Source organism: Halobacillus sp. B29, assembly GCF_052246755.1.
GTDB classification, from domain to species: Bacteria; Bacillota; Bacilli; order Bacillales; family Halobacillaceae; genus Halobacillus; species Halobacillus halophilus.
The window spans coordinates 153390-166598 of sequence record NZ_JBQQCM010000002.1 but is presented as its reverse complement, the minus strand read 5'-3'; the positions used below and the strand labels follow the sequence as shown (position 1 = coordinate 166598).

Genomic DNA, 13209 nt, shown 5'->3' with positions numbered 1-13209 from the left:
TCATCCTTTCTAAAATCAGTGGTTTATTCGTCCAACCATTTAGCTGCATTTTTGGCAAAGTAAGTAACAATGAGATCAGCACCTGCCCGCTTCATAGAGGTAAGCTTTTCGAGAACAATTTCCTGCTCATTCACCCAGCCATTTTGAGCGGCAGCTTTAATCATAGAGTACTCTCCGCTCACATTGTAAGCAACGAGTGGAAGATTAAAGCGGTCCTTAACTTCTCTCATAACATCTAAATAAGCAAGAGCAGGCTTCACAATAAGAAAGTCTGCACCTTCCTCTACATCCGATTCTGCTTCCCGAATGGCTTCCAATCGGTTCGATGGATCCATCTGATATGCTCTTCGATCACCGAATTGCGGAGAACTATGAGCTGCATCCCGGAAAGGACCATAAAATGAAGAAGCATATTTCACTGCATAGGACATGATCGGAATCTGGCTGTACCCGGCCTCATCCAGTCCTTTTCGAATAGCGGTGACAAAACCATCCATCATATTGGAAGGTGCGATTATGTCCGCCCCTGCTTCAGCTTGAGTAACTGCTGTCCGAGTAATATATTGAAGCGATTCATCATTGTCAATATCGCCTTCACGAACGATACCACAATGCCCGTGATCTGTGTACTGACATAAACACGTATCTGCAATTACAGTTAATGAAGGAACCTCTTCCTTAATCAGTCGGATGGACCTTTGAACGATTCCTTCTTCGTGATAAGCCTGGCTGCCTACTTCATCTTTCTCATTCGGCACTCCGAAAACAATAACAGAACGAACACCCACACGGGTTAATTCATTCATCTCTTCTGTTAAATACTCAAGCGACACTTGATAAACCCCAGGCATGGAAGCTACTTCATTCTTAACCCCTTCCCCTTCAACTACGAATATGGGGAAGATCAAATCGTCCTTACGTAAATGCGTTTCCCGAACTAACGCTCTCATTGACTCTGTCCGCCGCAGACGGCGATGGCGTTTAAAATCTAACTCTGCCATAGTATCGATTCCCTTCTTATGAAAAAAATTGCACCATCTTCTCAACCATATCTTCCATTGTATAATGCTCGGGTAAAAAGACTTTTTGAAAACCGAAATGCTCTGCCTGACTGGCGGTCGTGGGTCCTATGCAAAAACAAGGAAGGTCCCGACCTGTTTCAGGCATGTCTCTCATGATAGCAAAATAGGCCTGGACGGTGGATGGGCTTGTAAACGTTAGTGCGTCAATCTCATGATTACAGATCAATTGACGAATCTGTTTCTGATGCTCTTTCAATAGTAGCGTATCATAGACCGTGATTGTTTGAAAAAAGACCTGCTGTTCTGCGAATTTTTCTGGGAGAACATCCCTCGAGCGGTTTCCCCTGACGTATAGGATCATGCCTGGAGTACTTTTTTCTCTGAAAAACTCTTCAGCCATTGTATCAGCCTGGAAGCTGGATGGCATAAAATCAGCATCGTATCCATAAGTCTTAAGTGTACGCGCTGTCTTTTCTCCAATAATAGCAAATCGTAATGTATCCGGAATACAAATCCCGGATTGATTTACCAGCTCGAAAAAAAACTTCACACCATTAGAGCTTGTAATAAAAACCCATACATAGTTGTGAAGTTTCTTGAGGATCTCTTGATTCTCCTTCGAGTCATTTAATTGAAAATGAAGGAGAGGGGTTTGTAAAGCTTCTCCCCCCTCCTTATTTATCCGGTCTACAAAAGGCCTTGCCTGGGATGCGCCTCTTGTGACAAGAATCGTTTTCCCCGCAAGAGGCTTCATTACTGGTCATACTCCTCTTTAGCCTGATCTACAATTTCCTGAGCTCCTTGAGCTTTGAGACGATCAGCAGCTTCTTTTCCTACAGCCAGCGGGTCTTCTCCACTCACAGTTTCGTGAAGAATGGTTTTACCATCAGGAGTACCTACCAACGCACTCAATACAATCTCGCTGCCCTTTCTATATGCATATCCTCCGATTGGAACTTGACAACCGCCATTAAGATCATGGAGAAACTTACGTTCAGCCGATACGGTTGTAGCTGTATATTCATGATTAATCTGCATAAGGAAATCCCGTAACGAAGAATCATTTTCCCGGCACTGTATCGCTAGCGCTCCTTGCCCTACGGCAGGCACACACACTTCCGGTTCTAAATATTCGGTTACAAGATTATCATCCCATCCCATACGTTTTAATCCTGCGGCTGCTAAGACAATCGCATCAAAATCTTCCTCTTTCAATTTTCGAAGACGTGTATCAATGTTGCCGCGAATCCATTTCACCTCAACGTCTGGTCTCACAGCTTTGATCTGAGCACTTCTCCGCAGACTGCTGGTTCCCACAATGGCTCCTTCGTGCAAGTCTTTAAGCGCAACATTACCATTCGATACAAATGCATCTCTATGATCTTCTCTAATTGGCACGGAAGCAACAGTTAAACCAGAAGCTACCTCTGAGGGCATATCCTTCATCGAGTGAACAGCCATATCAATTTCACCATCATACATGGCTTGTTCTATCTCTTTAATAAATAACCCTTTCCCTCCAACTTTAGATAATGTCACATCCAGAATTTTATCCCCTTTTGTAGAAATTCTCTTAATTTCAAATTCATAACTGGGATCTATATTTTTTAGTTGTTCGATTACCCACTCCGTCTGAGTGATAGCTAGATTGCTTTTTCTTGAACCGATCACTATTTTCTTCATGTGACTACCTCCTTAAAAATGAAAATTCGATAATGAACCAAATAAAAAGAAATTAATTAATAGAAATAAAAAAGCGCCCGAGTTGAATATAGAAATGGACCGTCCCTGATAACCTTTTACCACCCTTAAAACCAGGTAAACGATATACACGAAAAGTACAAGGAACGAGCCTAATGTTTTTGAGTCATACCAGTAAAATGTATCAGGTGATATATATCCCCAGGTAACGCCTAAGATTATAGCAATTAACAACAGAGGAACTCCCAGTATAACCGATATATAAGAAAAGTGATCCAGTTTTGTTAAGTCACCTAAACGAAACAGTTTAGCATTCCACTTTTTTTTCTTTAAAAGACGGTACTGCAGCAAGTACATAATTGAAAATATAAATGATAGTGTAAAAAAACCATAAGAAATAATGGCTAAGCTGATATGAACCACAAGCATCTCATTTACGAGCTCCACTCCCCGGTCCTTTAAATCATTCTGGGCTCTGGTGGATAAATGGATGAGTACAACAAGAAACCCAACCACATTCGTAAAGAATACTAGAAAATCCACTCTAAACAGTCGATTAATAATTAAGGAGAACGTTACTAAAATCCAGGCATAAAAATATAAACCATCATATACGGTCATTATGGGTAAATTCTCGTCTATCAAAACTTGTGTCAATAAAAAAAAGGTTTGTAAAACCCAAACCATACTAAGTAACCAGAAGGCTGCTCGGTTAGCCTTCCGGTTCGTCTGCACAAAGTCAATGAAATATCCAATTAAACTAAGTCCATAAAGTAATAGGATGAGTTCGTACACCCATTTAAGCTCGAACATATGGACATCCACCCTTACGGATTAACAATAGAGTTGGCGACAGGAAAAAATTGGCCTGTCTCATCTTCTTGCTTCACAGCTGATTGGTTTTTTTTCGTCTGCTCTTTTACTTCTTCCTCAACCTGAGCTTCGATCCCAAATATTTGAGTGAACAAGCGCAATGTTTCTTCTGAATCAGGCTGAGCCGCTAATTCTTTAGCCTGCAGGATAGGTTCCTTTAACATTTGGTTAATAATGCTTTTCGTATGTTTACTAAGGACTTTTCTTTCACGATCCGTAAGTTCAGGCATTTTTCGTTCAATGCTTTTCATCGTCTCTGCTTGAATGCCAAGGGCTTTAGAGCGCAAAGCGGAGATTACAGGCACGACTCCAATAGTCTGAAGCCATTCTTTAAATTCTACAATTTCAGCTTCCACCATGATTTCAATTTCTTCAGCTGCTTGCTTGCGTATAGCCAAATTAGCGTCAACAATGCCTTGAAGATCATCAATATCATATAAGAATACGCTCTCCAGATTTTCCATGGCTGGATCTAAATCTCTTGGTACCGCAATGTCTACAAAGAAGAGAGGTTTTCCTTTTCTCTTACGGTGAATAGGCTCCATTCTCTCTTTAGTCACTACATAATCTGTAGCTCCTGTGGAACTTATTACGATGTCAGCGTCTGTAAGAACAGAGTCCAGATCTTCCATGGTCCGTGCTTGTCCATTAAACTGGTCAGCTACTACCTGTGCCTTAGAAAGGGTACGGTTAATAACGGTTACTTTACGTACTCCGGATCCGTGCAGGTTTTTAGCAGCAAGCTCTCCCATCTTACCCGCACCCAGAATCACAATATGCTTATGAACAAGATCCCCGAATATTTTTCGGGCAAGCTCAACCGCAGCGTAACTCACCGAAACAGCATTTTCACTGATTTCAGTATCTTTATGGGCTTTTTTAGCCATCGTTACTGCCTGCTTAAACAATTGATTAAAGATCGTCCCGGTGGTTCCTGCTCCCTGACCATTTATGAAAGCTTGTTTCATTTGACCCAATATTTGGGTTTCTCCCAGCACCATTGAATCAAGACCAGAGGTCACTCGAAGCAAATGTTCAATTGCCCCATCTGTTTCATAAAAGGATAGGAATGGAGAGAATTCATCTTTATCTGCATTAAACCAATCTGCTAAGAATTGTTTAATATAATAGCGTCCTGTGTGCAGTTGATCTACCACTGCATAGATTTCCGTACGATTGCATGTAGAAATAATCACATTTTCCAGTACACTTTTACGGTTGTTTAGCTCCTGCATAGCCTCCGTTAAGTGTTTATCCGAAAAAGTGAGTTTTTCCCTAATTTCCACAGGGGCCGTTTTATAGTTGAGACCAACAGCTAAAATATGCATTTCATCTACCCCCATTAAACGTTCCAGACTTTCACATATGAACTAGTATAACATAAATCCGCACCTATTTTCCCGCAAAAATATGAACAGAATTCGAAAATGATGTGATAGGATATAGATACGTTGGTAAAGAATATTTTTACTATTTCTTTAGAATAAATTTAAATTATAATCCGTTTGTAATATATCAAACCCAGGCTCATTGCGCAAGTAAACAAAATTACTATTATAGGAATGGATGGGATCGCTAGATGACTAAACAGAATTCTTTAGTTGGTTTTTTACTCATTGGTTTTGGATTATATTTCCTGGTCAGCCAACTAAATATCCCCTACTTATCTGAGTTTTACTCATGGCCTACTCTACTCATTATTATTGGAACTTCCTTTTTATTACATTATTATATAATAAAAGATCATTCGAGTCTTTTTACCGGGGCCTTACTACTGGGATTCGGCATTCATTTCCACGCGATCCGACATGTAGAGTTCTGGACAGATGATTGGCCCTTTTACTTTCTGGTTATAGGTACGGCTTTTCTTATCAGGTATGCTGGTGCCAGAAAAGGACTGATACCTGCGTTATTATTCCTTGGGTTCGGTTTTTTTGCTTTATTATGGCCAGTTAATCCTGGGTGGTTTCAATGGATTCATACTGGTTTTCAAACTATTATTAGGTACTGGCCGCTGGTCCTGATTATTTCCGGGATATATATATTAAAAAAATAGTTGCAAAAAGCCGCTGTGGTTTAAGCCCCAGCGGCTTTTTATTATAGAATAGAGCTTAAAAAAGCTTGTGTTCTTTCTTCCTTCGGGTTTTCAAAAATTTCTTTTGGTGCGCCTGTTTCAACAATTTTACCTTCGTGCATATAAACTACACGATCTGCTACCTCGCGAGCAAAGCCCATCTCGTGGGTAACTACAACCATTGTCATCCCCTCTTTAGCCAGATCCTTCATCGTTTGCAATACTTCACCTACAAGCTCTGGATCAAGAGCTGAGGTAGGTTCGTCAAATAGCATGATCTCTGGCTTCATAGCCAGGGCACGCGCAATAGCTACGCGCTGCTTCTGTCCCCCAGACAAACGAGAGGGATAATCATTTGCTTTTTCAGCAAGCCCTACCTTTTCAAGCAATTCTTTTCCTTCTTTTTTAGCTTGAGATTTGGACAGTCCCTTCACTTGGGTAGGAGCTTCCATAACGTTTCCAAGTACAGTCTTATGAGGGAAAAGATTAAAGTGCTGGAAAACCATACCTACCTTTTGTCGTACTTCATTAACGTTGTCTTTTTTCGGGTTAACTTCATTTCCTTTGATAAAGATCTCTCCACTGTTTTTCATTTCTAAAAAGTTTAAGCAGCGAAGCATTGTACTCTTTCCCGAGCCACTGGCACCAATTAAAACGACCACTTCACTCTCTTCTACATGAAAATCAATATCCTTCAGAACATGGTTGTCCCCGAAATATTTATTTAATTTATTAACTTCTATCATTTGCTTAGCCAAACTGCACCCCTCCTCTATAGTTACTCATCGCCACTAACAGCCATTTTCTTCTCAATCAAGCTAACCACAAGGGTTAGAAGGAAGACAAGAATTAAATAATACACAGCACTTACAAGCAGCCATGTCATATAATCAAAAGTATTTGCCCCTTGTGTGGTAGCAACAGCGAATATCTCTGAAACTCCTATAAACGCAGCTAGAGATGAATCTTTTAACCCAATAATAAACTGATTACCGAGCGGGGGCAACGCCCGCCGGAATGCCTGAGGGAGAATGATTCTTCTCATCGTTAATGCTTGACTCATCCCAAGAGAACGTCCTGCTTCTGTTTGACCTTTACCTATGGATTGTATAGACCCCCGGAATATTTCAGCAATATAGGCACCATTATGGAATGCAAGCCCCAAGGAAACCGACCAGAATCCACTAATCATCCATACGTTGGTCAAGCCATAGTAGAATACAAAAATCTGCACAATAAGCGGTGTTCCCCTTACGATGTAAATATAAGCATTCGCGATCCATTCCAGAGGCTTAATATTAGAAATTTTTAATAAGGCAAAGAATAAACCGACAAATATTGCAATAAATATGGAAACGGCTGTTAATGCAAGGGTAAGCTGAGAAGCTTCAAAAAATAACTCCCGGCTGTTTACAAGAGCTTCCCAAAACCCTCCCCAAAAAGAAATAAACTGTAAGTACATAACCTCAACTCCTTTTTAATGTCAAAAAAGAGTACGCACACGCGCACTCTTTAGACTTCCGTATAACTAAAATCATCAATTACTCAGGTTTAGTGGTAATATCGTCACCAAAGTATTCATTACTAATTTCAGCAAGGGTACCATCTTCACGAAGTTTTTCGAGAGCTGCATTGATGTCTTCTAATAGCTTATCGTTATCTTTTGCTACGGCTACCGCCTGTTCACTGCGTTCAATCATTTTTTTAGCCTCAATTTCAAGATCTTGCTGCATAGCTTCTTTACCTGTTAAGAAGTCCGTGATAACTGCGTCATGACGGCCCTTTGCAAGTGATTGTAAGGCCACAACATCACTATCATATGTCTTAATATTTTCCGTTGCCTCCTCAGCAAATTTACTGTAAGTTGAACCTTTGGAAACGGCAATCTCTTTCCCTTCTAAATCTTCAAGGGTTTCAATATCACTTCCAGGGCGTGTGAAAATTTGAGCTCCAGAATAATAATACGGTGTTGAGAAAGCTACTTGTTCTGCACGAGCATCTGTGATCGTATGGCTTGCTACGGCAGCATCAAAGCGGCCTGTTTTAACACCTTCTACAATAGAGGCAAATTTCTGTTTTTGAGGATTTGGTTCAAGGTCCAGTTCCTCAGCTATTGCATTTGCCACATCGATATCAAAACCTGACATCTCCCCGCTCGCATCTGTCATGCTAAATGGACGGAATTCTCCAGAAGAGGCGAAAGTAAATTTACCTTCTTCGACTAAACCGTAATCTGTATTAGATCCGCTCGATTCCTCCGGGCCTTCTTCTGAATCACCCGAAGTTTCTCCGCCCTCTTCACTGCTTCCGCAAGCAGCCAAAGCAAAGATCATAATAATAGTAAGAGGTAACATAAATAAGTACTTTTTCATATTATCCCAATCCATCCCTTCATTAAATTGTTATCTAATTGTTATATTGGCAATAATGTTAATTATATCTATCATTCAAAGTTTTCCCAAAATTTAAAATAATGCATATCCCCCCAAAATATCGGAAATGAAGGATTGGGTTATGTAATTACAGTTAATTCCTTATAAATGCATGGAATTGCTTGAAATTATCTTGAATTCTTAAAGTTGTAATTTCATCAGAATTAGCCATCTATAAACGATCTCCACTTCCTTAGAACTCCTTAAAGAAATAAATCATAAATGAAGATAGCAATGACCTTACAAAAGGGCATAATCGTTATACGTTAAAAAAGCCACTCCTAATTAAAGGAGTGGCTTTCCTTACATATTCAAGTGTCCCAGCATAGTTTTCCACGCAAGTTCTTTTCCCTCTCCGGTTTCAGAGGAAAAAGGAATCAAAGTATCCTCTTCTTCCATTTCCAAAACCTGCTGAATCGTTTTTAGCTGTTTGTGTTTTTGACTTTTCTTAAGTTTGTCCAGCTTTGTCGCAATAACCATTACCGGTAATCCAAAATGTTTTAAATAGTTATACATGATAACATCATCTTCCGTAGGTTTATGGCGGGAGTCAATGATCAGAGCAGTTGCGCGCAGCTGCTCTCTTTCTGAAAAGTACTCTTCCATCATTTCTCCCCATTTGGCACGCTCTTTTTTAGATACTTTAGCATAGCCATATCCTGGAACATCTACGAAATGAAACAGATCATTAATTATATAAAAATTTAATGTCTGCGTTTTTCCGGGTTTAGATGAAGTTCGAGCCAGATTCTTCCTTTGAATCATCTTGTTTATAAACGAAGATTTCCCTACATTTGATCTTCCTGCCAAGGCAATTTCTGGAATCGGAGCTTTAGGATACTGTTTTTTACTTGCTGCGCTAATTACAATATCTGCATAATTAACCTTCATGGACTTCCTCCACCAGCGCTTGGTTTAAGACTTCATCTAAGTGCTTAACCGATATAAACGTTAACCCTTCACGAACACTTTCCGGAATATCTTCTAAATCTTTTTCGTTTTCAGCAGGAATAATAATTTTAGAAAGACCAGCCCTGTGGGCACTTAATGATTTCTGCTTTAATCCACCTATTGGCAGCACTCGTCCTCGCAGCGTTATTTCTCCCGTCATACCCACCTCTTTCCGAACAGGCCGTCCGGTAAGTGCAGAGACCAGAGCAGTAGCAATTGTGATCCCTGCAGAAGGTCCATCTTTAGGTGTTGCTCCTTCTGGAACATGAATATGAATATCATTCTTTTCTACAAAGTCAGCATCGATATTCAGCTCTTGTGCACGGGAGCGAATGTAACTGAAAGCCGCTTGTGCGGATTCCTTCATAACGTCTCCGAGTTTACCTGTAAGCGTAAGATTTCCTTTCCCTGGGTAAATAGATACTTCAATGGAGAGCGTATCGCCTCCTGCAGCAGTGTACGCAAGGCCTGTAGCTGTTCCAACCTGGTCCTCAAGCTCAGCTTGGCCATATCTGAATTTAGGACGTCCCAGCAGTTCTTCCAATTGCTTCTCTGTAACCACAACACGCTGCTTTTCGCCAGACACAATAATTTTAGCAGCTTTTCTGCATATACTTGCCAGTTCGCGTTCTAATCCGCGTACTCCAGCTTCACGTGTATAAGTTCTGATCAATTTAAGTAAAGCATCTTCTCTGATTTGAATTTGTCCTTTACTTAAACCATTTTCTTTTATTTGTTTAGAAAGCAAATGCTCTTTTGCGATATGAAGTTTCTCTACCTCCGTATAACCAGCTATGTTAATTACTTCCATACGGTCCTGTAATGGTCCCGGTATAGAAGACATAGTATTGGCTGTAGCTACAAACATAACTTTTGATAAATCATAGTGTTCTTCAATAAAGTGGTCACTAAAAGTACTATTCTGTTCAGGATCAAGTACTTCCAGCATGGCAGATGAAGGATCTCCCCTAAAATCACTGGCCATTTTATCGATCTCATCCATAAGAAATACAGGATTGACGGTCTCTGCCCTCTTCATTCCTTGAATAATTCTACCCGGCATCGCCCCGATATACGTTCTCCGGTGTCCTCTTATTTCAGCTTCATCTCTCACTCCACCAAGTGAGATTCGGACAAAATTACGATTTATAGCACGTGCTATGGATTTTGCAAGTGATGTTTTACCTACCCCTGGAGGACCGACTAGACATAGAATTGGGCCTTTAATGGATTGAGTAAGTTTTTGCACAGCTAGATATTCAAGCACGCGCTCTTTTACCTTTTCTAATCCATAGTGGTCTTCATCCAAAATCTTCTCTGCATGCTTAACGTCCAGATTATCTTCTGTTTCAGCGGTCCACGGAAGAGAAACAAGCCACTCAATATAATTACGGATAACGGAACTTTCCGCACTGCTTTGTGGAACTTTTTCATAGCGGCCTAGTTCCTTATATGCTATTTTCTCTACTCGTTCAGGCATCTTAGCTTCTTCAATCTTTTCTTTCAATTGAGCAACTTCGCCCGTCTTGCCGTCTTTATCACCCAGCTCATTCTGTATCGCTTTCATCTGTTCACGTAAGTAGTATTCTTTTTGTGTTTTTTCCATAGATTTCTTAACACGCTGCCCGATCTTTTGTTCGATTTGCAGGACATCACGTTCGTTCCCTATAAGTTCTATTAATTTCTGAAGACGCGCTTTCACATTCTCAGTTTCTAAAATGGACTGCTTATCTTTTAGTTTTACGGGCAAGTGAGATGTTACGATATCTGCCAGATGACTTGGTTCATCTATGTCTGATACCGTATTGTAGGTCTCCTGGCTTACCTTTTTTGATACTTTTACGTATTGTTCAAATTGACTCATTAACGTGCGCATCAAAGCTTCTTCTTCGTTTTTATCCTCGTGTTCATCCTCAAGTCTGTGAATATTTGCTTGATAAAACTCGTCACCTTCACTTACTTCATCAATTGTTGCACGATAAAGTCCTTCTACGAGTACACGATTTGTACCATTAGGCAGTTTCACCATCTGCTTCACTCGTGCCACTGTACCAACAGAGTACATATCATCAGAAGACGGGTCATCAATATTCACTTCTTTTTGTGACACAAGGAAGATTTCATTATCTTCCATCATGGCTTGTTCTAATGCATTAACCGATTTTTCTCTTCCAACATCCAGGTGCAGTACCATAGATGGGTACACTAACAATCCTCTAAGAGGAAGGAGGGGGATTTGATTTTTCTGTTTGTCTGTCATATTCTTTGCACCTCCGTATAATGCCAATACGTATTCTAATCATATATAAAACTTTTTGGAAAGTAAACGCAGGAAAACTATTAGTTTCCAATGCCGAACCCCCTTCACATTGAAGCGTGAAGGGGGCAGCCTCTTCAAATGATACCCATATTATGAGCAAGAAGTGCTTCTTTCATCCTTTATGTACCAAGCTTTATCGCAAGAGTTTCTAATCAGGATAGCTGCAAGGTATCCAATGAAATGTGCGGTGTCTAATGATCGACCTTTCTCTTTTCGCAAAGTATAAAATGAAGCCGCGCTACAGCTAGGCGTAGCGCGGCTTGAAGTTAAAGAGAAAATACCTCTCCAAAGTTTTACTTAAGCACTTTCTTTAGGAGACTCTTTATTCTCATCCTCGACCGTTCCATCAGTCAAAATAAGCTTAGGACGGCCATTTTCCGCTGTAACTGTTTCTTTAGTAATGATGCATTTTTCAATATCATCACGTGAAGGTAATTCATACATAACATCAAGCATGATGCCTTCAATTATAGAACGCAGGCCGCGGGCACCTGTTTTACGTTCAATGGCCAGGCGTGAAATTTCACGAAGACCTTCTTCTTCAATTTCCAGCTCTACATGGTCTATTTGGAACAATTTCTGATATTGCTTAACAAGTGCATTCTTAGGCTTTGTAAGAATCTCTACAAGTGCATCTTCATCTAATTGCTCAAGGCTTCCAATTACCGGCAAACGGCCGATAAATTCAGGAATCAAACCATAACTAAGCAAGTCCTCAGGGAGTACTTTTGTAAGCAACTCTTTCTTTTCATTCTCATCAACATTTTGTTCCGAGCCAAATCCTATTACTTTTCGTCCCAAGCGACGTTTGATAATTTGGTCAATTCCATCGAACGCTCCTCCAACGATGAACAGTACATTGGTCGTGTCGATCTGAATAAATTCTTGATGAGGATGTTTGCGGCCTCCTTGTGGAGGAACACTAGCCTGCGTACCCTCAAGAATCTTCAGTAAAGCCTGTTGTACGCCTTCACCTGATACATCGCGTGTTATAGAAGGATTTTCAGACTTACGAGCCACTTTATCAATTTCATCAATGTAAATTATACCTTTTTCAGCTTTTTCTACATCATAGTCGGCTGCTTGTATTAATTTAAGAAGAATGTTTTCCACATCTTCTCCTACATAACCAGCTTCCGTTAGTGAAGTAGCATCTGCAATGGCAAATGGAACATTTAATATACGGGCAAGTGTTTGAGCAAGAAGTGTTTTACCGCTTCCTGTAGGCCCAAGCATTAGGATGTTACTCTTGGCAAGCTCTACATCATCATTTTTCGTCCCTGCGTTAATACGCTTGTAATGATTGTAAACAGCCACGGATAAATTTTTCTTAGCCTGTTCTTGACCAATGACATAATCGTTAAGAATTTCACGGATTTCTTGTGGTTTTGGTACCTCTTTGAATTCTACTTCTTCTTCATTTCCAAGTTCCTCTTCAACAATTTCTGTACAAAGTTCAATACATTCATCACATATATATACCCCTGGTCCTGCCACGAGCTTGCGAACCTGCTCTTGACTTTTACCGCAGAAAGAACACTTTAGCTGTCCTTTTTCCTCATTGAATTTAAACATACATTTCACCCCTTAATAAAATGACGCAATAGTTGCGACTGAAGCTTTAAGATATGACCTTAAACGATTCAGTTTCTTTTGCTCATCATACCAAAATAACTCCTAACAAAAAAGCAATACCTATTAGAGGTGTGCGAATCTCTATTGCACCAACCTCATTATGTAGATATGTAATGGATAAGTCAAACAAAAGGATACCTCTATAGTGTATGTAAAACACAGGAAGTATCATTCATAATATCCACTAATTCTTTAACCTAT

Annotated in this window: 12 protein-coding genes; 1 reads left to right on the top strand and 11 read right to left on the bottom strand. The window is 40.1% G+C overall.

The window, feature by feature from the left end:
• Window positions 1–23: 23 nt before the first annotated feature.
• The 5 genes from hemB to hemA are packed head-to-tail and all read right to left on the bottom strand — an operon-like array spanning window position 24 to window position 4924.
• A complete protein-coding gene (gene hemB / locus ACTWP7_RS03055; RefSeq protein WP_443121972.1) occupies window positions 24–1001 on the bottom strand; it encodes a porphobilinogen synthase in 978 nt (325 codons plus the stop codon).
• 16 nt (window positions 1002–1017) lie between these two features.
• Window positions 1018–1776: a uroporphyrinogen-III synthase gene (locus ACTWP7_RS03050; RefSeq protein ID WP_443121971.1), complete on the bottom strand. Its 759-nt coding sequence runs from the start codon at window positions 1774–1776 to the stop codon at window positions 1018–1020.
• Complete coding sequence (hemC, locus tag ACTWP7_RS03045) at window positions 1776–2705, bottom strand: hydroxymethylbilane synthase (protein ID WP_443121970.1); 930 nt, start codon at window positions 2703–2705, stop codon at window positions 1776–1778. Before hemC ends, ACTWP7_RS03050 begins: the two co-directional genes overlap by 1 nt.
• A gap of 12 nt (window positions 2706–2717) precedes the next feature.
• Window positions 2718–3536: a cytochrome c biogenesis protein gene (locus ACTWP7_RS03040; protein ID WP_443121969.1), complete on the bottom strand. Its 819-nt coding sequence runs from the start codon at window positions 3534–3536 to the stop codon at window positions 2718–2720.
• Between the two features lie 14 nt (window positions 3537–3550).
• Window positions 3551–4924: a glutamyl-tRNA reductase gene (hemA, locus tag ACTWP7_RS03035; RefSeq protein WP_443122134.1), complete on the bottom strand. Its 1374-nt coding sequence runs from the start codon at window positions 4922–4924 to the stop codon at window positions 3551–3553.
• Window positions 4925–5175: 251 nt separating this feature from the next.
• Between hemA and ACTWP7_RS03030 the strand changes: the two genes are divergently transcribed.
• On the top strand, window positions 5176–5652 hold the full coding sequence (locus ACTWP7_RS03030; RefSeq protein ID WP_443121968.1) for a LiaI-LiaF-like domain-containing protein: 477 nt from the start codon (window positions 5176–5178) through the stop codon (window positions 5650–5652).
• Window positions 5653–5693: 41 nt separating this feature from the next.
• On the opposite strand, the gene ACTWP7_RS03025 is transcribed toward ACTWP7_RS03030, so the two are convergent.
• The 6 genes from ACTWP7_RS03025 to clpX form a co-directional block, all read right to left on the bottom strand.
• Entirely contained in the window at window positions 5694–6416 is a 723-nt protein-coding gene (locus ACTWP7_RS03025; RefSeq protein WP_014643917.1) for an amino acid ABC transporter ATP-binding protein, read from the bottom strand.
• Window positions 6417–6448: 32 nt separating this feature from the next.
• Window positions 6449–7132 carry an amino acid ABC transporter permease gene (locus ACTWP7_RS03020; RefSeq protein WP_014643918.1) on the bottom strand — a complete coding sequence of 228 codons (684 nt, stop codon included), beginning with the start codon at window positions 7130–7132 and terminating at the stop codon, window positions 6449–6451.
• Window positions 7133–7211: 79 nt separating this feature from the next.
• Entirely contained in the window at window positions 7212–8042 is an 831-nt protein-coding gene (locus ACTWP7_RS03015) for a transporter substrate-binding domain-containing protein (RefSeq protein ID WP_443121967.1), read from the bottom strand.
• A 363-nt stretch (window positions 8043–8405) separates the two neighbouring features.
• Window positions 8406–8993 (bottom strand): ribosome biogenesis GTP-binding protein YihA/YsxC, encoded by a 588-nt coding sequence (gene yihA / locus ACTWP7_RS03010; RefSeq protein ID WP_014643920.1) that lies wholly within the window; start codon window positions 8991–8993, stop codon window positions 8406–8408.
• Window positions 8983–11313, bottom strand: coding sequence for an endopeptidase La (gene lon, locus ACTWP7_RS03005; protein ID WP_443121966.1), 2331 nt, complete (start codon window positions 11311–11313; stop codon window positions 8983–8985). The genes yihA and lon overlap by 11 nt, the downstream gene beginning before the upstream one ends.
• A 357-nt stretch (window positions 11314–11670) precedes the next feature.
• Window positions 11671–12948 carry an ATP-dependent protease ATP-binding subunit ClpX gene (clpX, locus tag ACTWP7_RS03000; RefSeq protein ID WP_014643922.1) on the bottom strand — a complete coding sequence of 426 codons (1278 nt, stop codon included), beginning with the start codon at window positions 12946–12948 and terminating at the stop codon, window positions 11671–11673.
• Window positions 12949–13209 lie beyond the last annotated feature (261 nt).